The following is a 22,825-nucleotide window of genomic DNA, read 5'->3' as shown; positions in this document are numbered from 1 at the left end:
ATCAGAACGGCTCGTTGCCGCGCCGGCGAAACCAGCCCGTCAAGGACAGGCGCTCGCGGGTCGCGGGCAGGACTTCATGGGGCACTTCGCCCGACAGGAACACCACCAGACAACCGCCGGTAGGCACCACATCGTGCTCAATGCCCTCCTCCAGATACATCCGCAACTGGCCGCCATGCTCCGGCAGCCAGGCGTCATTGAGGTAGATTACTGCCGAAACCATCCGCCGGTCGTCATCGCGAAAGCGGTCGACGTGCTTGAGGTAGAAAGCGCCCGGCGGGTATAGCGCGAAATGGCTTTCGAAATCCTCAAGACCGAGAAACAAACCACGGTTCATCGCCTCGCGCAGGCTGTCCATCAATCCCAGATAGCTGTCGCAGGCGGCGTCTTGCCCGGGCTCAAGCCACTGAATATGGTCACCACGAATGCCTTCGCGAATCTCCGAGAAAGGCCCGCGCCCGACTGCCGCTGGCGCCAGCTCGCCCTCGGCTGCACGTTTACGGCACTCAGCCGCCAGCTCCCGGGTCAGACTCAGGGGCAGGAAAATATTCTGCTGCGACCAGCCGTGTGTAGCCAGGTCGTCGACGATACGTAACAGCAGCGGATGATCAGAGGGTATTTGCATGGCGCGCATAGTATTCCTGCGCCAGAAAATCCGACAGAGCCGTGTAGCGGAGGATCGTCGAATAAGGTGACGAACCTGATACGAATTCTCGACAACCTGTGTCCGGCCCCGGAGAATAGTCGCCTGCTGACAGGAGTCCTTATGCGCCGTTTGCTTTTTTCACTGTTGATGCTCTGCACTTTGCCCGCTTGGGCAGACGGCCACGACCAGTTGTACAAGGTCGCCGGTTGGCCAGACCAACGCGCGCATTTTAACGATGCCCTCACTGCCGCCCAGCAACGCTACCAAAGCAGCCTGCCGCCCGCGGTGTTTCAGGCTCTGGTCAATAACAGCAATCAGCGCTTTGCCCCGCAGGCCATGGACCGTCGGGCCGAAGCGCAACTGCGTAAAAACCTCGCCAACCCTGCGCCTGCGCTGGCGTTTTTCCAGTCGCCATTGGGCCGCAAGATCATCGCCGCCGAACTGCTGGCGACCCGCCGCGACCAGTTGGCGAAGAACGCCAAAGGCCTGCCGAAAGTCGACGCCAGCGATACCCGCCAGTTGATCATTGGTCATTTGGCCCAGGCACTGCCGGCGCGCGAAGCCGGGGCTGAAGTCAGCCTGGCGATTGCCGGCGTGGCGGCCGACAGCCTGAGCCAGATGATCCCCGGCCTGCTCGGCGGCGGTCAGGCCCAAGGCATGCTGAACGGCCAGCGTCAGCGCTTGATGGAACAGATCGGCTCCGACCTGAACAACACGTTGCTCTACGTGTATCGCGACTTGTCGGATAACGAATTGGAAGAGTTCGCCACGTTTGCCGAGTCGACTGAAGGCAAGGCTTACTATCAGGCGGCGTTGGCGGCGATTCGGGCGGGCTTGGCGGTGGGGCAAAGTACGTCGAGCCTGGCTCAATGACATAGCGTTGCGTCGGAAAAGATCGCGTACCCCCGTAGGAGCTGCCGCAGGCTGCGATCTTTTGATCTTGCTTTACCTGTTCTGACGACTCATCCGCTTGGTCAAAAACCCGAAATACTCCTGGCGCAACGCCGGGGTTTCATTCGCCAGATGATGGCGGGCCTCGGGCAGCTTCAACACCTGCGGCCGATCGAACTTGCCCCCCAGGACTTCAAGGTTGTGCTCCCAATCCACCGTCATGTCCGCTTGCCCCTGGACGATCAGTGGCCGACGACTGCTGCGCGGAGCCGCTTCGATACGCTTGATCCACCGAGCCAGTGCCCCGACCCAGGCGGTTGGCAAACGCAGCGGCTGTAGCGGATCGGCTTGCAGGAATGGCAAGAACGCCGGGTCGTTGGTGTTCTCGCTGAATCGCCGGGCAATGCCTTTGACGAAAGGCTTCATCAGGCAGTAGCTGAAGTGCGACCAGCCCCAGGAGCGCGGCCGAACCAGCGGCGAAAGCAGCACCACCTGCCCTTGCGCCGGGCTGTCTGCGCCTGCGTTCAGCACATGGTCGATGACAATCGCGCCGCCCGTACTCTGCCCGCACAGGTGCCACGGCTGCGGCAGGTCCAGAGAGTGCGCCTCATCGAACAAGCCTTGCAGCGCCGCCTGATACTCGGCGAAATCCTCGATGCTCGCGCGCTCGCCGCTGGACAACCCGTGCCCCGGCAAATCACAGGCAATCACCACGAACCCCTGATCCAGCGCCCATTCGATCACATGCCGATAAAGGCCCATGTGATCGTAGAAACCGTGGAACACGAACATCGTTGCCACCGCCCGCTGCGGCCACCAGACCTGGCTGACCAACTGATAGCCACCGACCTTGAAACTGCCAAGCCCGCGTTTGACCGGCACACTGCGCTGCGGGAAATCCAGCCCATAAAAGTGCTGATAGGCCTGCGCTTCCTCCGACAACGGCTGCGCCTCGGCCAAGGGCCGCAGGCTGGCACGCAGATGATCGGGGTTGAAGGTGGCAGGCATGACGGGTTTCCAGGCAAAGCGCGGAGCGCAAAACAGACTTTATGGGCCTGCGATATTCATCTGTCGCGGCAAGCATGGCAAGCTACGCGACCTTCGAGGATGGTTCCGTATGCGCCCGCACTACCGCACGACACTGCTTGCCAGCCTGCTCGCCCTTGTGTGCGCCGGCGTGCTGTGGGCCGCCTATGACTGGTTTCAGGGACGCTACCTGCGGGCGTTCAGCTCACACACGGCGGTGTTTTCCGGAGATCCGCTTAGCCTTCCCGCCAATCTGGCCGGCCCCGGCGCGATTCGGGTCGTGCATTTCTGGGACCCGGCCTGCCCGTGCAACGTCGGCAATCAACAGCACCTGGCCGAACTGCTTGAGCACTTTGCGCCACAAGGCGTTGAGTTTTACGCGGTCCAGAAGCCCGGCAGTCAGGGTCAGTTACCCAGCACCTTGAGCGGCCTGAAAATCCTCGACACCCTGCCAGGTTCTGAGCAAATCCCCGTAAGCCCGGCGGTCGCGATCTGGGACCGTAGCGGCAAACTGGCGTATTTCGGGCCGTACAGCGAAGGGCTGACCTGCAACTCCAGCAACAGCTTTATCGAACCGATCCTGCAAGCCCTGAGCGAAGGGCGAGCGGTGAATGCCACGCATACCCTCGCGGTGGGCTGCTACTGTTCATGGACTTCGCACCAACCGTAGCAGAGCCACAGCTATAAACTAATGATCAAACTGTTGCTCTTCTTGGTATGGTCGTGCATCTCAATCCCTACCTCCAAAGCCGAAAATTGATACCCGAAGCTGTGCTCCCGATATCTTTCTGCTCGCCAGAAACACCACTGCCCGGCATATCGATGTAATGACTAAGCCAATCGTCGGCCAGCTACGTCAATTGCCTGATTGGTTTTCAACCATGCCAAAAAGAATAGTGACATCAAGGCACCACTAACAGCCAGCGCACTCATGAATATCCAAGGTATCATTCCATCTACAACTTCGAACAGTTTTCCACCTATCATATTTCCCGCGGACGCCCCGACAATCCACGGAATATTAGCGATACCAAAATAATTCGCTTCTCGGCCAACAGGAGCAATCTTTGCAACGAAACTATCCATCGCTGGCATAATGAGTGTCTCCCCAATTGAAAACACCACTACCATTAACAGGAAAATGCTTGCCGAATTGTTTATTAGTGGAATCAAATAAGCGCATGCGAGAATTGAATGACCTACAATCATGAGCTTTAGCGGCGAAGCGAAGCTCATCCTTCTAAGCAGAAGCAGTGTCAATGAAATTCCTACAACGCCATTAATGACGTAGATTATAAGCTCATTCCCGCCAGAAGTTATTTTCTTACTAAATGCAAGAGGCAACAGAACATATAGCTGACTAAATAAAAACCACCATGGAATGCTGATAATATTAAACAACAAGAAAATTTTATCTTTGTAAAAGTCAGTTGCCAAGTCTTTGAACGACGGCCGCAAATTCGACCTTCCAACCTGATCATCATTAGGAAACACGAATATAGAGACTATCGCCAAGCCCAGGAATGCGAAAGCGCTCGCGATAAAGAACATCCCATATCCGTCGTGAGGTACAAAAAACGCTAATATGGGCCCTGCTATGACACCTAGATTAAGGGCCTGGTTGTTTAGATAAAAAACGTTGGAGCGGAACTTATTGACATGCGCCAGATAACCATAAGTCCCAGACTCATATAAACTTCCGCCGAGACCGATAAGCGCAACGCCGACAAAAATCACTGCTTCGGACTGGACACCTACTAAAGCAAACCCGATAAATCTCACACAAAGCCCAGCCAGAACAAAGCGCTTATAACCCCAACGATCCGCTAAAGCGCCGGTGAACAGCGGAGATAACCGTGTGAACACGAGCAACGTAGTTAAAACAGCTCCCATAACGTATGCGCTATACCCAAGATCCTTTAGCAGGTAAAGCGCAAGCAACGGGATGGAAATAAATGAAGCTGCATTAACTAACGCTTGAACTGCCAACACAAAGTATAGAAGCCCCGAACGCCTACCGATTGAAGCGGTCATTAATATGGCACTCTGATAGACTCAGCCAACATTCGAGCTATACTCTCAATTTTTGAGACATCGTCCAAGTCGACTCCAACGAACATCAACTCTAACGCTACTATCTCTCCGCGCTGGTCAGATGAGAGAACTACGACGCCTCGTCCTGTTTGCCTTGAAAAATGTAACGCGTGCTCGGTTAAAAGATCCAGATAATCCGGCAATGAGCGCACGAAGGCTTTATTAAACGTAGAAATCTGATGCGTATTAAGATAATTGCAACCTATTAGATGCTGAGCCACAACATGGACATGAGTACACCCGCCAGTCCTGCCGTTTATTTCAGTAAAAACAACCTCTCCAGAGTCCGTCACAATAGCGTCAATATTCAAATGACCACAATACCCAAGCTCATTCGCAAGCATAGCCAGCTTGGTAGATTGATGGATAAAGTCCGATTGGGCTTTGGCAGGTATGCTGCCAGGTATCTCAAAGCCTGACCATAACGGCCACATCCTCATGACACCATGATTTAGATAATCAACAGATCGGTTCTCGTCGAGGTGATATTCACTATAGACCACAGCTTGTGTACCGTAATAGACCTCAACAGTGAGTGCTTCATTACCTTTTGTAGCCAATTCATTGATGACCACTCTTGAGGCTTCAGCAGTGCTAAAATTTAAAATCTGTAGAACTTTGCTCACCCCTTTGAACTGACAATATTCAGTTGAAGTAATTGCGTAGTTACCCTCACCACCACCACTTTTATCCTGCTTAATTATAACCGTCCCGGTATAACCCAAAAGGAGTTCGACAGCGGACAAAAGCTCATCAAAACCGTTCACAACTATGCCCACCGCAAACGGCACGCCAATTCCTGCCGCAATTTTACGAAACACTGTCTTTTGATTTAAAAGCTCCGCGCCACCCTCTGAGTTGAATGGCGGTTGTGTGAGAGAAAAATCTTGCGCAATTTCACGCCCAAATCGACCTACAGCGGGCGTAAAGTAATAGGGAAGTAAATGCCACTTAGTGGCATCAGTAGTCGCCAATGCCTCCCTAACTTGTGCCAATACAGCAGACGATAAAAGAATCTCCCCAGTTATCGAGGCTCTTGAGTTTGAAATTTGCTCCGGAACTACAAACCTAACCGCTGAGAAGTCAATGCCGGATAATTTTTTTATGTATTCGATAAACTCAGGAGATGGCGCACGCGGCAAAATCACTACATCACCTACTTTAGCAAGCCAAAGCAGTCTAAATGAGATAATGGCCGTAGATTCGAATACCGCCCGCGGGACAGACCCAATGTCGCCCAGCATACACTCGTTATCGACATTGCATATTATTATCTTGCTGGGCATAAATCACCTGAAATGTTAGTAGACGTTATTATTTTAGTACTTTTCGAGACTGATCAACGGATGCAGCATTTACAACATCAATAAGTTGCGACAACAGGTCGTCAGCGGCAAAGCATAACTCTTCCCCATGGACATACACTGCCAATACACCTTCCTATTGCAGCACTTCGTAATTTTTGACTGGAATGACACCACCAGCGACATCTGTAGTGCTACCGACCATGTTACCTCCTTCAAATAGGTTGTTTATTCGTAATTGCCTTTTTCTCTACCCTAGCCAAGAAACGATCACGGTCAATGACGGCGCGCTCATGAGTACCTACTAAAACTAGTTCATTGCCGTCATGCGCTGTTATATTGAAAGTAACCAGCCGCCCTGTTATTACTGTTACTTTTGCCTCGATCATCACCTTGAATTCCATTGGTGTTGGCGCGAGGTGTTTCATAGTATGAGACACACCCACCGTCATAGCTCCGTCAGGGACAGTACCTTCTATCGCCTTCATTGCCGCGAGCTCCGCCAGCCACAGTAGAGTCGGCGTAGCTAAAACAGGGACATTATTCTTCCAGGCGGTAGCGAGATCCTTTGCGCAAACAATATGCTCTATGGTTCCGCATGTTCCTATTTTATCTTGGAGTGTCATTGTTTTCCGGCCTATAGTCTTTTATTGTTTTTGAAAGTATTTCAATCATCTGTGCAAAGTCGCTAGGGGATATATTCAGAGGTGGTGCAAAAATAATAGCGTCACCATGATGTTGTGCTGCGAATCCGGCTGAGGGGTAAAGCAGTAAACCCTTTTCTAGGGCATCATTTACGAAGCGACCACTAGCGTTCACGGTCGGCGTAAATGTTTCTCGAGTGTCTCTATCCCTTACCAACTCCAAGCCCCAAAAATGGCCTGAGCCTCGCACCTCACCTATGAAAGGATTGTCTTTAGTCAGGTCGGTAAGTTGGTCTCGAATTATCTTTCCGCTTTGAAGTGTCCGCTCAACTAGACATTCGCCTTCTAATAGATCTAGAACCGCATTGGCCACAGCCGCGCCTACTGGGTGGCCCGAATGAGTATGACCATAGTTATAGCCCCCAGGCACATCAGAGATTACCGAGGTAATCTCTGCGTTCAGTAAAATTCCTGAAATAGGCCAGTAGCCGGCATTGAGGCCTTTGCCGACGCAAACAATATCAGCTTTGACATTTCCTAATTCCTGAGCCAGCCAATACCCGGCCCGACCTAAGCCCGTCAGCACCTCATCAACTATCAGCAATACATCGTTTCTATTACATATGGCTGCCACTTCTTCCAGATACCCGGGCGGAGGGACTATGGCGGCACCCGATGCGCCAGTGATGGGCTCCAAGAGGAAAGCAGCAACATTTGAGGCGCCTAGTTCTCCTATCTCAGTCTCAAGTGCTTTCGCACAGCGGTAACCGTAGTCCTGTGGCGACTCTGGAAACGCAGAACGGTAGCAGTAAGGCGTTGGCAGCGTCGGGCGCGTGGGCAACCCAATGACCGACCTCCTTCTGGTCCAATGGCCAGAAAGCGCGAGTGACGCACCAGTACTACCGTGATAACTCAATTTCCGGCTTAAGATTAGGAGTTTTGCGGACTCCCCTTTAGCTTGCCAATACTGTTGTGCTGTACGAACAGCGGCCTCCACTGCTTCCGAACCGCTATTAACAAAAAACGCGGATGCATATCCAAGTCGCATAGTCAGCCTAGCCGCCAATTTTTCACAGGGCGAATTTCTGAATTGTGTCCGGTAGGAGAAGCTCAGTGCAGCGGTTTGTTTGGCCATTTCGGATGCAACATACTCATTCCCATGGCCGATTGAGCATGCGATTGCACCAGAGCAGCCGTCCAGGATTTTGTGCCCATCAGTCGTCCAGATAGTGCTGCCTTTCGCTTCCGACGCTTCTTTCATTTTCAATAAATGGTGAGGGTAGAGCATAGACATACGGAGCCTCTACTTTAGTCAAAATATTGAATTTTTTTGATTATCAACATAAAGCGATTTTTCGCAAAATGACGTTAGTCAATGCTGATATGGATCTCCTTCGTACGTTTGTATTTGCGTACGAAACTGGCAGCCTTACTAAGGCGAATACTTAGAGCCAACCTGCTATAAGTCTAAAGACCAAGAAACTGGAAGAGCTCATTGGCCAGTAACTACTACTCCGACACCCTACGCGTGTCGAGCTAACTTCAGCAGGAAAAATTGCCTATGCATAGGCGGCAAAGATGCTCCAATTGAACGACGAATTCCTCTGCAGCCGAGCAGTTAGCGTTGCGCGTACTGCCTAGCAAGTTGGTTGAATATATTTACCCTCTGAATATCGCTCGTACCTCCTGCTATACGCAACCCAGCCGCATCACGGAGGTACTTACTTATCAAATTATTCATAAATCCTACATGCCCATATATCTGAACCATATCTTCAGCGGCCCGAAAAAACAATTCTCCAGCGTGATACTTTGTCACTGAGCATGCGATAGAAGCGTCTGGAGAGTTATCCTCAAGTAAAGATAGCGCTTGATAGGTCAGGCTTCGGCAAACTACCGAGGACATCTTCATGTCCGTGATGCGCCGCTGTATATATTGATAATCTGCCAAATTCTTGCCAAACGCTTGCCTCGACATTGCGCGCCCCAGAGTAAGCGAAAGCATTCCATCGGTTAGTCCGGCGGCAATAATGCCATACAGCGCACGTTCAAATGAAATGATCTGATAAAGTATAGACATTCCATCGCCAGGCTCTCCAATAATATTTATATCGCCAATTAGTACTTCTTTAAAATCGATATCGGCAGTTGGACTTGTCCGAATACCTAAGTTATTCTCTGTTTCGCCTATCGCCAATCCTTCCTCATCAAAATCAACAAAAAATAGTGTTATGTCCTTTTTAGGATTTAACCCAGCGAAACGCCCAGCAATCATTCCCATAGCGGCAACTGGCGCGTTGGTAATATGAGTCTTAGTACCATTCAAACTGAGCCCTTTTAAAGTCTTGCTGGCGGTTACTTTCATCTTCGAAAGGTCGGACCCACCTGACTTTTCAGTCATTGCTGTCACTGCGATTTCACCGGCCAATAAACGAGGAAGCCATTTATCCTTTTGTGCAGCAGATCCGTGGTCAGCCAGTAATTTTATTGAGCCAACGTGTCCCAGCATGGTTATCAAAAAACCAGCGTCTTGGCATGTTTTCGCTACGGCATCTATGCATTCGATGCATTCCCTCCAGTTTCCGCCAAAGCCACCATATTCGGCGTTTACCGGTATACGCCAGATGTTTAAACCTGCGAGCGCCCGCCAAGCTTCACTATCTAGCGTAGCGTCCCTATCATTAGCCATGGCGCGTTCTGCGATTGCATTTCCGATAAGGCATAGCTGTTCTTTTGAAGGTATTTTCACAAAGTTCGCTCCTTAAACTGATGCCGACAAGGTTTGGCGTATATCCGATACAACTACAGCCGAGCTTTAAATCGCAGAAATTTATTAATAATCCACGCACCTCTTATATAGGCCGACCACCGAAAACAGCGATTAACCCCATACTGGAGCAAGCAACTTATTAAGTTTAACACTCAGCCTTATATATAATCAGCACACACCGACATAACTAGTTATAACCCCACCAACACAATTGATCAACACACTTATTCGTAGTACCAGGACCATATAAGCGAAGGATTGATCCTACAAACCATGAATTAATACCAATAACGCCATGCACAAAGCACTTTATCCCCTATGTATTAGCCAATAGACTCACAAAACAAAAAATCAGTAGCATCTCAAGGAGTCACCATGAAACGCGTCCTGACCCTATTGGCCCTGCTACTTGTCGTCCTCGCGGCAGGCGCTGGCTGGTACGTCTACAGCAAGCAACCGACGCGTCAGGGCCAGGTGGAACTGCAACGCCTGCAAGGCTCGGTGACGGTGCGCTACGACGAACGCGGTGTGCCGCATATTCGCGCCGAGAACGAAACCGACCTCTATCGCGCCCTCGGTTATGTGCACGCCCAGGACCGGCTGTTCCAGATGGAAATGATGCGACGCCTGTCCCGTGGTGAGCTAGCCGAAGTCCTCGGGCCAAAACTGATCGACACCGACAAACTGTTCCGCAGCCTGCGCATCCGCGAGCGCGCCGAAAGCTACGTGGCCGCACTCGACCGCCAGTCCCCAGCGTGGAAGGCACTGCAAGCCTATCTGGACGGGATCAACCAGTATCAGGACAGCCACGCCGCGCCGATGGAGTTCGACGTACTGGGCATCCATAAGCGGGCGTTCACCGCTGAAGACAGCGTCAGCGTCGCCGGCTACATGGCCTACAGCTTTGCCGCGGCGTTTCGCACCGAACCGTTGCTGACCTATGTGCGCGACCAACTGGGCAGCGACTACCTGAATATCTTCGACCTCGATTGGCAGCCCAAAGGCGTGCTGGCCAAGCGTCAGTCCAGCAAAGCCCCAGTGCTCTCCGCCACTGACTGGAAAGACCTCAACGCCATTGCTCGCCTGAGTGAGCAAGCGTTGGCCGACAACGGCCTGCCACAGTTCGAGGGCAGTAATGCCTGGGTGATTTCCGGTACGCGCACCCAAAGTGGCAAACCGCTGCTGGCCGGTGATCCGCACATTCGTTTTTCGACGCCGTCAGTGTGGTACGAAGCGCAACTGTCGGCGCCGGGTTTCGAGCTCTACGGGCACCATCAGGCCTTGGTGCCTTTTGCCTTCCTCGGCCACAACCTGGACTTCGGCTGGAGCCTGACCATGTTCCAGAACGACGACCTCGACCTGATCGCCGAGAAGGTCAACCCGGACAACGCCAACCAGGTCTGGTATCACGGCAAGTGGGTCGACCTGGTCAATACCGAACAGCAGATTGCCGTGAAGGGCCAGGCGTCGGTCACGTTGATGCTGCGTCAATCGCCCCACGGTCCGATCATCAACGATGTACTCGGTGCCAGTGTCGGCAAGACGCCGATCGCCATGTGGTGGGCGTTTCTCGAAACCCAGAACCCGATCCTCGAAGGCTTCTACCAGCTCAATCGTGCCGACACTCTGGCCAAGGCCCGCGCGGCGGCGGCCAAGGTTCATGCACCGGGGCTGAACATCGTCTGGGCGAATGCCAAGGGTGACATTGGCTGGTGGGCGGCGGCACAACTGCCCAAGCGTCCGGCCGGGGTCAAACCGGAGTTCATACTCGACGGCAGCACCAATCAGGCTGACAAGGAAGGTTTTTATCCGTTCAGCGCCAACCCGCAGGAAGAAAATCCGGCACGCGGCTACATCGTCTCGGCGAACTTCCAGCCGGTTTCGCCAACAGGCATGGAGATCCCTGGCTACTACAACCTGCCGGATCGCGGTCAGCAGCTCAACCGCCAGCTCAGCGACAAGAGCGTGAAGTGGGACATCGACGCCAGCCAAAAACTGCAACTGGGCACCACCACCGGCTACGGCCCTCGCCTGCTGGCCCCCCTGTTACCGGTACTGCGTGAAGTGGTCGGCGACCCGCAAGAGTTGATGCTGGTGGAGCAACTGGCCAAGTGGAAAGGCGATTACCCGCTGAACTCCACCAGCGCCACACTGTTCAACCAGTTCGTGTTCAACCTCACTGATGGGGCGTTTCACGACAAGCTCGGCGACAGCTTTTTCGAGACACTGCTCTTGACCCGCGTGATCGATGCCGCGTTACCGCGGTTGGCCGCCTCACCGGATTCTCCGTGGTGGGACAACCACCATACGCTCGGCAAGGAAACCCGCGCCGACATCGTCAAAGCCGCGTGGCAGGCAGCTATCGCCCACCTGAAAACCACCCTCGGCCCTGACCCGTCGCAATGGCTATGGGGCGAGGCCCACACCCTGACCCATGGCCATCCGCTGGGCATGCAAAAGCCGCTGGACCGAATCTTCAACGTCGGCCCGTTCGAGGCCCCCGGCAGCCACGAAGTGCCGAACAACCTCTCGGCCAAAATCGGCCCCGCGCCGTGGCCAGTGACCTACGGCCCATCGACCCGACGGATCATCGACTTCGCCGACCCGGCGCACGGCCTGACCATCAACCCGGTCGGCCAAAGCGGCGTACCGTTCGATTCACACTACGATGACCAGGCCGAAGCCTATATCGAAGGCGTCTACCAAGAGGCGCATTTCAACGAGGAAGAGGTAACGGCCAACACCCGCAGCACCTTGAAGCTGTTGCCGGCGCGGGTGGCGCAATAAAGATCAAAAGACCGCAGCCTACGGCGGCTCCTACAATGACCGAGTGTTAACCCGATTCCGTAGGAGCTGCCGCAGGCTGCGATCTTTTTTGGCTACCGGGCTTAAACCGCTTCCGGCGCCTGTGCGCGGCGTACGTCCGGTTGCTTCCAGGAGTCCGCAGCGCCCTCTTCGATGGCTTGCTGGATCGCACGTTTGCGACTTTCTTCAGCACGGCGGCTGAAGAACCAGACCATGAAGGTCACGATCGACACCGCCAGCAGAATCAGGCTCGCCACGGCGTTGATCTCAGGTTTCACGCCCAGACGCACGGCCGAGAACACTTCCATCGGCAACGTCGTGGAACCCGGTCCGGAGACGAAGCTCGCCAGCACCAGATCGTCCAGCGACAGGGCGAACGACATCATGCCGCCCGCCGCCAGCGAGGGCGCGATCATCGGGATGGTGATCAGGAAGAACACCTTCCACGGCCGTGCACCGAGGTCCATGGCCGCCTCTTCGATGGACAGGTCCAGCTCACGCAAGCGCGCCGACACCACCACCGCCACATAGGCCGCGCAGAACGTGGTGTGGGCGATCCAGATGGTGACGATGCCCCGTTCCTGCGGCCAGCCGATCATCTGCGCCATCGCCACGAACAGCAGCAACAGCGACAGACCGGTGATCACTTCCGGCATCACCAGCGGCGCGGTGACCAGGCCACCGAACAGTGTACGGCCCTTGAAGCGGGTGACGCGGGTCAGCACGAAGGCGGCCAGGGTGCCCAGCGCTACCGCCGCAATCGCGGTGTAGCAGGCGATTTCCAGCGAACGCACCACCGAGCCCATCAGTTGGCTGTTGTCCAGCAGACCGACGTACCACTTAATCGACCAGCCGCCCCAGACCGTCACCAGTTTCGAGGCGTTGAACGAGTAGATCACCAGGATCAGCATCGGCAGGTAGATGAACAACAGGCCAAGCACCAGCATCAGGCTGGAGAAACGGACGCGCTTCATTCTTTACCCTCCATTTCCTTGGCCTGACTGCGGTTGAACAGAATGATCGGCACAATCAGGATCGCCAGCATCACCACCGCCAGGGCAGACGCCACCGGCCAGTCACGGTTGTTGAAGAACTCTTGCCAGAGCACTTTACCGATCATCAAGGTTTCCGGACCACCCAGCAGTTCCGGGATCACGAACTCACCCACTACAGGGATGAACACCAGCATGCAGCCTGCGATGATGCCGTTTTTCGACAATGGAACGGTGATCTTCCAGAAGCTGTTGAAGGTACTCGAACCCAAGTCCGATGCGGCTTCCAGCAGGCTGGTGTCGTGCTTCACGAGGTTGGCATAGAGCGGCAGGATCATGAACGGCAGGTACGAGTAGACCACACCGATATAGACCGCCAGGTTGGTGTTGAGGATCTGCAGCGGCTCGTTGATCCAGCCCATCGACATCAGAAAGCCGTTGAGCAGACCGTTGTTGCTGAGAATGCCCATCCACGCATACACGCGGATCAGGATTGCGGTCCAGGTCGGCATCATGATCAGCAGCACCAGCACGGTCTGCATCTCTTTGCGCGCACTGGCGATGGCGTAGGCCATCGGGTAGCCGATCAGCAAACAGAGAAGGGTGCTGAAGAACGCCATTTTCAACGAGCCGAGGTAGGCGGCGATGTACAACTCGTCGTCGCCCAGCATCGTGTAGTTGCCCAGATTCAGCAGCAACTGGATCTTCTGATCGACGAAGCTGTAGATCTGGGTGTACGGCGGAATGGCCACGTCGGCTTCAGCGAAGCTGATCTTCAGGACGATGAAGAACGGCAGCATGAAGAACATGAACAGCCAGATGAACGGAACCCCGATGACCAGATGACGGCCACCGGGAATTATTCGACTGAGTTGGCGCTTGAGCTTTTGCAGGTTCATGAGCGCAGGACCACGCCGCTGTCGTTTTCCCACCAGACGTAGACCTGATCACCCCATGTCGGGCGCTGGCCACGACGCTCGGCGTTGGCCACAAACGACTGCACGATCTTGCCGCTCGGCAACTCCACGTAGAACACCGAATGCCCGCCCAAGTAGGCGATGTCGTGCACCTTGCCGCTCGACCAGTTGTGTTCACAGGTCGGCATGTCTGCCGTCACCAGCAGTTTTTCCGGACGAATCGCGTAGGTCACCGACTTGTCTTGCACCGAGGTGCTGATGCCGTGGCCAACGTAGATGTTACGGTCCAGGTCCTTGCAAGTGATCAGCGCATGGCCCTCGGCGTCGTCCACCACTTCACCGTCGAAGATGTTGACGTTGCCGATGAACTCGCACACCAGGCGACTGGTCGGGGTTTCGTAGATGTCGATCGGGCTGCCGATCTGGGCGATCCAGCCCAGGTGCATGATCGCGATACGCTCGGCCATGGTCATGGCCTCTTCCTGGTCGTGAGTCACCATGACGCACGTCACACCGACACGCTCGATGATCTCGACCAGTTCGAGTTGCATCTGCGAACGCAGTTTTTTATCCAGCGCGCCCATCGGTTCGTCGAGCAGCAGCAGCTTCGGTCGCTTGGCCAGCGAACGGGCCAGCGCAACACGCTGACGCTGACCGCCAGAGAGCTGGTGCGGCTTGCGCTTGGCGTACTGGCTCATCTGTACCAGCTTGAGCATTTCGGTCACACGGGCGTCGACTTCAGCCGACGGGATCTTGTCCTGCTTCAGGCCAAAGGCAATGTTTTGCGCCACGGTCATGTGCGGGAACAAGGCGTAGGACTGGAACATCATGTTGATCGGCCGCTCGTACGGCGGCATCTCGGTGATGTCCACGCCGTCGAGGAAAATGCGCCCCTCCGTGGGCCGTTCGAAACCTGCGAGCATGCGCAGCAAGGTCGATTTGCCCGATCCCGAACCGCCGAGCAAGGCGAAGATCTCGCCTTTCTTGATTTCCAGGGACACATCGTCCACGGCAATCGTCTCGTCGAACTTCTTCGTGACCCGGTCGATTTTGACCAGCACCTGTTTAGGTGTCTGGTCGCCCTCGAGGGCTTTCTTATAGGCGCCGGAGGCAACTGCCATTTACGAAACTCCCAACAAAATTTGCAGTTCACCCAATACAGGCGAACCTTGGATAGTCTGAGCCTTTGTCACTATTTACCCGACTTGACCTTGGTCCAGCTGCGGGTCATCAAACGTTGAATCTTCGGCGGCAACTCGACCGACACGTAAGTCTTGTCCAGGACCGCTTGCGGTGGATACACCGATTCGTCGGTGCGAATCGACTGCTCCATCAGCTTGTCCGAGCCCGGGTTCGGGTTGGCGTAGCCGACGACGTCACTGACCTGAGCAATCACTTCAGGTTTGAGCACGTAATTGATGAAGGCGTGGGCTTCCTTGACGTTGGTGGAGTCCTTGGGGATCGCCAACATGTCGAACCACAACGCGCCGCCCTCTTTGGGAATCGCGTAGGCAACCTTCACGCCTTTGCCGGCTTCGACAGCACGGGCCTTGGCCTGGAAGATGTCCCCGGAGAACCCGACCGCGACGCAGATATTGCCGTTGGCCAGATCCGAGATGTACTTGGATGAGTGGAAGTAGGTCACGTAAGGCCGTACCGCCAGCAACTTGGCTTCAGCTTTTTTGTAGTCGTCCGGGTTGGTGCTGTTGGCGTTCAGGCCCATGTAGTTGAGGACGGTCGGCAGCATTTCGTCGGCCGAGTCGAGGAAGGCCACGCCACAGCTGTTGAGCTTCTTGATGTTTTCGGGCTCGAACAGCACGGCCCAGGAATCGATCTTGTCGACGCCGAGCACAGCCTTGACCTTGTCGACGTTGTAACCGATGCCGTTAGTGCCCCACAGGTAAGGCACGGCATATTGGTTGCCAGGGTCGTTCATTTCAAGGCGCTTGAGCAGCACCGGATCGAGGTTGGAATAGTTCGGCAGTTGCGACTTGTCGAGCTTCTGGAACGCCCCGGCCTTGATCTGCTTGCCCAGGAAGTGGTTGGACGGCACGACCACGTCATAGCCGGTGCGCCCGGCCAGCAACTTGCCTTCCAGGGTTTCATTGGAGTCGAACACGTCATACACCGGCTTGACGCCAGTGGCTTTTTCGAAATCTGCGAGGGTGGTCTGCCCGATGTAATCCGACCAGTTATAAATATGCACGGTGGACGCGGCTTGAACACTGACGGCAAGCGTCAGGCCGGCGCCGACCAACATGGCGTTGCGAAACAAAGAAACAGGCAAGTGAAGGTCCTCTAAAATAGTTGGGCCCAAGTTGCCCAGCGTTACGTGACAGCCATGGCTGCCTGGCAACAAAACCGGCGCGCAACTTACCCTCGATAAACCTTTCCAGCAAAACTTTCTGTCATTTAATTATTCCTGCAACCGCCGCCAGAGCGGCGACGGCTACAGGTTATTGCCTCAAACCGGCTTATTTACCGGATTTGATCTTGGTCCAGCTGCGGGTCAGCTCACGCTGAGTGGCGGCCGGCAAGTCGGCGATTGCGTAGAGCTTGGCCTGCACATCGGCTGGCGGATAGATACCCGGATCCGAGGTGATGTCCTTGTTCACGTACTGAGTGGCTTCGGCATTCCCGTTAGGGAAGCGCACGGCGTCGGTGATTTCAGCCATCACTTTCGGCTGCAACAGGTAGTTCATGAACTTGTAGGCACCCTCGACGTTTTCCGCATCTTTAGGGATAGCGACCATGTCGTAGAAGCTGCCGGCGCCTTCTTTTGGAATCGCGTAGCTGACTTTCACCTTGTCACCGGCTTCGGCGGCACGGGTTTTGGCCTGCTGGACGTCACCCGAGTAGCCGACAGCTACGCAGATGTTGCCGTTGGCCAGGTCCGAGATGTACTTGGACGAATGGAAGTACGTGACCGAAGGACGAATCTTCAGGAACAGCTCTTCAGCTTTCTTCAGATCTTCCTTTTTCTGGCTATCGGATGGCAGACCCAGGTAATGCAGGGCGACCGGCAGCATTTCGGTCGGCGAATCGAGGAAGCTCACGCCGCAGCTCTTGAGCTTGGCGATGTTCTCTGGCTTGAGCACGACATCCCAGGAGTCGATCTTGTCGATGCCCAGCGCGGCCTTGACCTTCTCGGCGTTGTAACCGATACCGATCGAGCCCCACATGTAAGGGAAGGCATGCTTGTTGTCCGGGTCGCTGACAGAAACCGCTTTGAGCAGCGACTTGTTCAGGTTGCCGTAGTTGGACAGCTTGGACTTGTCCAGCTCCTGGTAAACGCCCGCCTTGATCTGCTTGGCCAGGAAGTTGTTGGACGGCACAACCACGTCATAACCGGACTTGCCAGCCAGCAACTTGGCCTCAAGGGTTTCGTTACTGTCGAACACGTCGTAGACGACCTTGATCCCGGACTCTTTTTCAAAGTTCGCGATGGTGTCCGGTGCAATGTAGTCGGACCAGTTGTAAACGTGCAGGACTTTATCGTCGGCCTGGGCTGCCCCAGCCATCACGCCCATCAGGGACAAGGCGAGCAGGGTCTTGCCAGTGTTCTTCAAACCTAATGCCTTCATGCGTAATGCTCCAATTATTCTTTTTAACCACATTTTTTTGTTAACCAAGATCCTGCGGCCGATTCCTTGGCAACTCAAACAGCGGACAGTCTGGCAAGTTACAAGGCAGGCTTTCAAGGAAAGACCCATCCTTGGTGCGCCCTGAGCGAAGTGCCAGCCACGGACCTCGCTCAGAGCCTAGCACTTAGCTTTGCAGCGCACTCAGGGTCAGGTCCAGGCACTTGCGCGCCTTGGTGACCAGTTCGTCGATCTCGGCCTCGGTGATCACCAGTGGCGGAGCAATGATCATGGTGTCGCCGACGGCGCGCATGATCAGCCCATTGTCGAAGCAAAACTGCCGGCAGATCATGCCAACACCCTTGCCGACGTACCGCGCCCGGGTCGCCTTATCCTGAACCAGCTCGATGGCTCCCAATAGACCTACCCCACGAACTTCACCCACCAGCGGGTGATCGTTCAGTTCCCGTAGACGCTTTTGCAAATAAGGTGCCGTTTCTGCACGAACGCGCTCGACAATTTTTTCGTCGCGCAGAATGCGGATGTTTTCCAGTGCCACCGCAGCGGCAACCGGGTGTCCGGAATACGTGAAACCGTGGTTGAAATCGCCACCTTCGTTCAGCACGTCGACCACTTCGTCACGCACGATCAGGCCACCCATCGGGATGTAGCCGGACGTCAGGCCTTTGGCGATAGTCATCATGTCGGGCTTGAGGCCGTAGAAATCACTGCCGAACCACTCGCCGGTTCGGCCGAAACCACAGATCACCTCGTCCGCGACGAACAGGATGTCGTACTTGGCGAGGATTTCCTTGATCCGCGGCCAGTAGCTGTCTGGCGGAATGATCACGCCGCCGGCGCCCTGGATCGGCTCGGCAATAAAGGCACCGACCGTGTCGACGCCGAGTTCGAGAATCTTTTCTTCCAACTGGTTGGCGGCCCAGATACCAAACTCTTCAGGGCTCATGTCGCCACCTTCACCGAACCAGTACGGTTGCGGGATGTGAACGATGCCTGGAATCGGCAAGTCGCCCTGTTCGTGCATGTAGGTCATGCCGCCCAGGCTGGCGCCAGCCACGGTCGAGCCGTGGTAGCCGTTTTTGCGGCTGATGATGACTTTCTTCTTCGGCTGGCCCTTGATCGCCCAGTAGTGACGAACCATACGCAGCATGGTGTCGTTGCCTTCGGAGCCGGAACCGGTGAAGAACACATGGTTCATGCCTTCAGGCGCGATATCGGAGATGGCCTTGGCCAGCTCCAGTACCGGCGGGTGGGCGGTCTGGAAGAACAGGTTGTAATAAGGCAGTTCGCGCATCTGTTTGCTGGCGGCATCGGCCAGTTCATCGCGACCGTAACCGATGGCCACGCACCACAGACCGGCCATGCCGTCGAGGATCTTGTTGCCTTCGCTGTCCCAGAGGTAAACGCCCTTGGCATTGGTGATGATCCGCGGGCCCTTCTCTTTCAGCTGTTTGAAGTCGCTGAAAGGCGCCAGGTGGTGTTCGCTGCTCAATGTTTGCCATTCACGGGTTTGCGGGTTCTTGCTGGTCATAAAGCTCTCCTGGTTGGGTGAGAGTGCGGTTTTTCAGGGCCGCACCCGGCGCATCAGACGGCGAACAACAGGAACTCCCGCTCCCACGAACTGATCACGCGCTTGAAGTTTTCATGCTCGGCCCGCTTGACCGCGACGTAGCCAGTGATGAATTTTTTGCCCAGATACTTCTCGATGGTCGCGCTGTGTTCCATGCGTTCCAGTGCGTCTTCGATGGTCAGCGGCAGACGCAGGTTGCGTCGCTCGTAACCCCGTCCAACCACGGGTGCGCTTGGGGTGATGCCTTCCACCATGCCGATGTAACCGCAGAGCAGGCTCGCGGCAATCGCCAGGTAGGGGTTGGCATCGGCGCCCGGCAGGCGGTTTTCCACCCGACGGTTTTGCGGGCCTGCGTCGGGTACTCGCAGGCCGACAGTGCGGTTCTCTTCGCCCCACTCCACGTTCACCGGCGCCGAGGTATCCGGCAGGAAGCGGCGGAACGAGTTGACGTTGGGTGCGAACAGCGGCAACAGCTCGGGGATGAACTTCTGCAAGCCACCGATGTGGTGCAGAAACAGCTCGCTCATGGTCCCGTCTTCATTAGAGAAGACGTTCTTGCCTGTTTCGATGTCGATGATGCTCTGGTGCAAGTGCATCGCACTGCCCGGCTCGCCGGTCATCGGCTTGGCCATGAAGGTTGCGGCCACATTGTGCTTGAGCGCCGCTTCGCGCATGGTGCGTTTGAACACCAGAATCTGGTCGGCCAGGGACAGCGCGTCGCCGTGACGGAAGTTGATTTCCATCTGCGCCGTGCCGTCTTCGTGGATCAGCGTGTCCAGATCCAGCTCTTGCAGTTCGCACCAGTCGTAGACGTCTTCAAACAGCGGGTCGAATTCGTTGGCCGCTTCAATAGAGAACGACTGACGGCCGGTTTCCGGGCGACCGGAGCGGCCAATCGGCGGCTGCAACGGGAAGTCCGGGTCTTCGCAACGCTTGGTCAGGTAGAACTCCATCTCCGGCGCCACGATCGGCTGCCAGCCCTTGTCGGAATAGAGTTTCAGAACCTTCTTGAGCACGTTGCGCGGCGACAGCTCGATCGGGTTGCCCTGCTTGTCGTAGGTGTCGTGAATCACCTGCGCGGTGGGCTCGATGGCCCACGGCACCAGGAACACAGCGTTCGAGTCCGGGCGGCAGATCATGTCGATGTCGGCCGGGTCGAGCAGTTCGTAATAGATGTCGTCTTCGACGTAGTCGCCCGTCACTGTCTGCAACAGCACACTCTCGGGCAGGCGCATGCCTTTTTCGGCAATGAACTTGTTGGTTGGCGAGATCTTGCCGCGGGTGATCCCGGTCAGGTCGCCAATCATGCATTCGACTTCTGTGATCTTGTGGTCTTTCAACCAATCGGTGAGCTGGTCGAGGTTGTTACTCATAAATGCCTCTGGGCTGAGTGTCCTGACGCCTTTAAAAGTCAGGCGTTGTTTGACGCATCCGCGTCGCGTTGTGCAGCACGCTTGCCGGCGCGAATCAACGAAAGCGTGGTGGCGTCACGTGCAGGATCATGAGCAGTTCCCGGCGCGCAGGCAGGACCGCTATAGTGAAAAGGTTCTACAGTGGAAGGAGAGCCGGTAAACAGAATGCCATCCAGACCGTCAATAATATCGGTCGGACCGAGCCGTTCCGCCAGGGACGGAAGTATCAACGGCAGGCCCTTGGCAGCGGTGGCCACTGCGTGGACGCACTTATCGCCGGTGATGTGATAAGCATGCAAACCGATCTGCCTTGAGCAGTCGGTGATGCCGATTAACGGCAGGCGAGACATGAAGCACCCCGGTATTATTGCTGTTATGGGTTTGATTTGAGCTTAGCGTTGTTCATTTTTTTACACAACACCCCCGTAAAAAATACAACACGCCCCGCTCAAGCCTGCGGCCGCCAAGGACCCCGAAGGCAAAAAAACGCCCCAAAGCGCCTCAAAAATGCCCTTTGAGCGCTTTTTTAGGGCAAAAAAGGCCTCGCTTGACTTCGGCAAGCCGTTCGGGTTGACTGGAATCTGAAAAGATCAATGATTGATATTTTTAACAACAAAGGTGTTGCATCATGTCGGTACCCCCGCGTGCCGTTCAGCTTAACGAAGCGAACGCGTTCCTTAAGGAACATCCTGAGGTTCTGTACGTTGACCTTCTGATTGCGGATATGAATGGTGTGGTGCGCGGCAAGCGCATCGAACGCACCAGCCTCCACAAGGTTTACGAGAAAGGCATCAACCTGCCAGCCTCTTTATTTGCTCTGGATATCAATGGCTCGACGGTGGAAAGCACCGGTCTGGGTCTGGACATCGGTGATGCTGACCGAATCTGCTATCCAATCCCCGATACCCTGTGCAATGAACCCTGGCAGAAGCGCCCAACCGCGCAACTGTTGATGACCATGCATGAACTTGAAGGTGAACCCTTCTTCGCCGACCCCCGCGAAGTCCTGCGTCAAGTCGTGACCAAGTTCGATGAACTGGGTCTGACCATCTGCGCCGCATTCGAGCTTGAGTTCTACCTGATCGACCAGGAGAACGTGAATGGCCGGCCACAACCTCCACGCTCGCCGATTTCCGGCAAACGCCCGCACTCGACACAGGTGTACCTGATCGACGACCTCGACGAATACGTCGACTGCCTCCAGGACATTCTGGAAGGTGCGAAAGAGCAAGGCATTCCTGCCGATGCGATCGTCAAGGAAAGTGCTCCGGCGCAGTTCGAAGTGAACCTGCACCACGTTGCCGACCCGATCAAGGCCTGCGATTACGCGGTACTGCTCAAGCGTCTGATCAAAAACATTGCCTACGACCATGAGATGGACACCACCTTCATGGCCAAGCCTTACCCAGGCCAGGCGGGTAACGGTCTGCACGTCCACATCTCGATCCTTGATAAAGACGGCAAAAACATTTTTGCCAGTGAGGATCCCGAGCAGAACGCCGCACTGCGTCACGCGATCGGCGGTGTGCTCGAGACCCTACCGGCGCAGATGGCCTTCCTCTGCCCGAACGTCAACTCGTACCGTCGTTTCGGCGCACAGTTCTATGTGCCGAACTCGCCGTGCTGGGGCCTGGACAACCGTACCGTAGCGATCCGCGTACCCACCGGTTCCTCCGATGCCGTGCGCATCGAGCATCGTGTAGCCGGCGCCGACGCCAACCCGTATCTGCTGATGGCTTCGGTACTGGCGGGCGTGCACCACGGTCTGGTCAACAAGATCGAACCTGGCGCGCCGGTCGAAGGCAACAGCTATGAGCAGAACGAGCAGAGCCTGCCGAACAACCTGCGTGATGCACTGCGCGAGCTGGACGACAGCGAAGTCATGGCCAAGTACATCGATCCGAAATACATCGACATTTTTGTCGCCTGTAAAGAGAGCGAGCTGGAAGAGTTCGAACACTCCATCTCCGACCTTGAGTACAACTGGTACCTGCACACCGTGTAAGCGGCTGTAGTAAAAAACAACGCCGTGGGCCCTCAGCCCGCGGCGTTTTTTTATGGATTATCGATCGTTCCCACGCGCCGCAAAGGAATGCAGCCCGTGACGTTCCGCGTCCCTAGAGGCGTTACCACGCAGAGCGTGGGAACGATC

The 22,825-nt window shown here is 55.4% G+C and carries 18 protein-coding genes and 1 pseudogene; 4 read left to right on the top strand and 15 right to left on the bottom strand.

Features of this window, described 5'->3' with window-relative positions; all coding sequences use genetic code 11:
* Position 1: 1 nt before the first annotated feature.
* The gene (locus BLL42_RS15635) at positions 2–634 is read right to left on the bottom strand and encodes a 2OG-Fe(II) oxygenase (protein ID WP_071552907.1); all 633 of its coding nucleotides are present in this window, start codon (positions 632–634) and stop codon (positions 2–4) included.
* Between the two features lie 132 nt (positions 635–766).
* Here BLL42_RS15635 and BLL42_RS15630 point away from each other — a divergent pair, with 132 nt between their 5' ends.
* Entirely contained in the window at positions 767–1,519 is a 753-nt protein-coding gene (locus tag BLL42_RS15630; protein WP_071552906.1) for a DUF2059 domain-containing protein, read from the top strand.
* Between the two features lie 72 nt (positions 1,520–1,591).
* Here the strand turns inward: BLL42_RS15630 and bipL are convergent, their stop codons facing one another.
* A complete protein-coding gene (bipL, locus tag BLL42_RS15625) occupies positions 1,592–2,545 on the bottom strand; it encodes a phospholipase BipL (RefSeq protein WP_071552905.1) in 954 nt (317 codons plus the stop codon).
* A 109-nt stretch (positions 2,546–2,654) separates the two neighbouring features.
* Here bipL and BLL42_RS15620 point away from each other — a divergent pair, with 109 nt between their 5' ends.
* Positions 2,655–3,233, top strand: coding sequence for a DUF6436 domain-containing protein (locus tag BLL42_RS15620; protein WP_071552904.1), 579 nt, complete (start codon positions 2,655–2,657; stop codon positions 3,231–3,233).
* Positions 3,234–3,394: 161 nt separating this feature from the next.
* Here the strand turns inward: BLL42_RS15620 and BLL42_RS15615 are convergent, their stop codons facing one another.
* From BLL42_RS15615 to BLL42_RS15595, 5 genes are all read right to left on the bottom strand, one after another.
* A complete protein-coding gene (locus BLL42_RS15615; RefSeq protein WP_071552903.1) occupies positions 3,395–4,597 on the bottom strand; it encodes an MFS transporter in 1,203 nt (400 codons plus the stop codon).
* Positions 4,597–5,943 (bottom strand): preATP grasp domain-containing protein, encoded by a 1,347-nt coding sequence (locus BLL42_RS15610; protein WP_071552902.1) that lies wholly within the window; start codon positions 5,941–5,943, stop codon positions 4,597–4,599. Before BLL42_RS15610 ends, BLL42_RS15615 begins: the two co-directional genes overlap by 1 nt.
* A gap of 233 nt (positions 5,944–6,176) precedes the next feature.
* Entirely contained in the window at positions 6,177–6,587 is a 411-nt protein-coding gene (locus tag BLL42_RS15605) for a thioesterase family protein (protein ID WP_071552901.1), read from the bottom strand.
* Positions 6,571–7,899: an aminotransferase family protein gene (locus tag BLL42_RS15600; protein WP_071552900.1), complete on the bottom strand. Its 1,329-nt coding sequence runs from the start codon at positions 7,897–7,899 to the stop codon at positions 6,571–6,573. Before BLL42_RS15600 ends, BLL42_RS15605 begins: the two co-directional genes overlap by 17 nt.
* A 324-nt stretch (positions 7,900–8,223) precedes the next feature.
* Positions 8,224–9,354, bottom strand: a complete 1,131-nt coding sequence (locus tag BLL42_RS15595; RefSeq protein ID WP_071552899.1) for an acyl-CoA dehydrogenase family protein — start codon at positions 9,352–9,354, stop codon at positions 8,224–8,226.
* 396 nt (positions 9,355–9,750) lie between these two features.
* Between BLL42_RS15595 and BLL42_RS15590 the strand changes: the two genes are divergently transcribed.
* Positions 9,751–12,162 carry a penicillin acylase family protein gene (locus BLL42_RS15590; protein ID WP_071552898.1) on the top strand — a complete coding sequence of 804 codons (2,412 nt, stop codon included), beginning with the start codon at positions 9,751–9,753 and terminating at the stop codon, positions 12,160–12,162.
* Positions 12,163–12,263: 101 nt separating this feature from the next.
* Here the strand turns inward: BLL42_RS15590 and BLL42_RS15585 are convergent, their stop codons facing one another.
* The 8 genes and pseudogenes from BLL42_RS15585 to BLL42_RS15550 form a co-directional block, all read right to left on the bottom strand.
* The gene (locus tag BLL42_RS15585; protein ID WP_071552897.1) at positions 12,264–13,154 is read right to left on the bottom strand and encodes an ABC transporter permease subunit; all 891 of its coding nucleotides are present in this window, start codon (positions 13,152–13,154) and stop codon (positions 12,264–12,266) included.
* Positions 13,151–14,032, bottom strand: coding sequence for an ABC transporter permease subunit (locus BLL42_RS15580; protein ID WP_174553360.1), 882 nt, complete (start codon positions 14,030–14,032; stop codon positions 13,151–13,153). Before BLL42_RS15580 ends, BLL42_RS15585 begins: the two co-directional genes overlap by 4 nt.
* A gap of 35 nt (positions 14,033–14,067) precedes the next feature.
* Positions 14,068–15,210, bottom strand: a complete 1,143-nt coding sequence (locus BLL42_RS15575) for an ABC transporter ATP-binding protein (RefSeq protein WP_071552895.1) — start codon at positions 15,208–15,210, stop codon at positions 14,068–14,070.
* Between the two features lie 71 nt (positions 15,211–15,281).
* Positions 15,282–16,376 carry a polyamine ABC transporter substrate-binding protein gene (locus BLL42_RS15570; protein ID WP_071552894.1) on the bottom strand — a complete coding sequence of 365 codons (1,095 nt, stop codon included), beginning with the start codon at positions 16,374–16,376 and terminating at the stop codon, positions 15,282–15,284.
* Between the two features lie 187 nt (positions 16,377–16,563).
* Entirely contained in the window at positions 16,564–17,658 is a 1,095-nt protein-coding gene (locus BLL42_RS15565; protein WP_071555771.1) for a polyamine ABC transporter substrate-binding protein, read from the bottom strand.
* A 199-nt stretch (positions 17,659–17,857) separates the two neighbouring features.
* A complete protein-coding gene (locus BLL42_RS15560) occupies positions 17,858–19,222 on the bottom strand; it encodes an aspartate aminotransferase family protein (RefSeq protein ID WP_071552893.1) in 1,365 nt (454 codons plus the stop codon).
* Between the two features lie 53 nt (positions 19,223–19,275).
* Positions 19,276–20,634 (bottom strand): glutamine synthetase family protein, encoded by a 1,359-nt coding sequence (locus BLL42_RS15555; protein ID WP_071552892.1) that lies wholly within the window; start codon positions 20,632–20,634, stop codon positions 19,276–19,278.
* 74 nt (positions 20,635–20,708) lie between these two features.
* A pseudogene (locus tag BLL42_RS15550) lies at positions 20,709–21,023 on the bottom strand (gamma-glutamyl-gamma-aminobutyrate hydrolase family protein); the annotation flags it as partial.
* Between the two features lie 278 nt (positions 21,024–21,301).
* On the opposite strand from BLL42_RS15550, the gene BLL42_RS15545 reads away from it, so the two are divergent.
* Positions 21,302–22,678 carry a glutamine synthetase family protein gene (locus BLL42_RS15545; RefSeq protein ID WP_071552890.1) on the top strand — a complete coding sequence of 459 codons (1,377 nt, stop codon included), beginning with the start codon at positions 21,302–21,304 and terminating at the stop codon, positions 22,676–22,678.
* The last annotated feature ends 147 nt before the right edge of the window (positions 22,679–22,825 follow it).

It is taken from the genome of Pseudomonas frederiksbergensis (genome assembly GCF_001874645.1).
GTDB lineage: Bacteria > Pseudomonadota > Gammaproteobacteria > Pseudomonadales > Pseudomonadaceae > Aquipseudomonas > Aquipseudomonas frederiksbergensis_B.
This window is presented reverse-complemented; position numbering and strand designations above follow the sequence as displayed.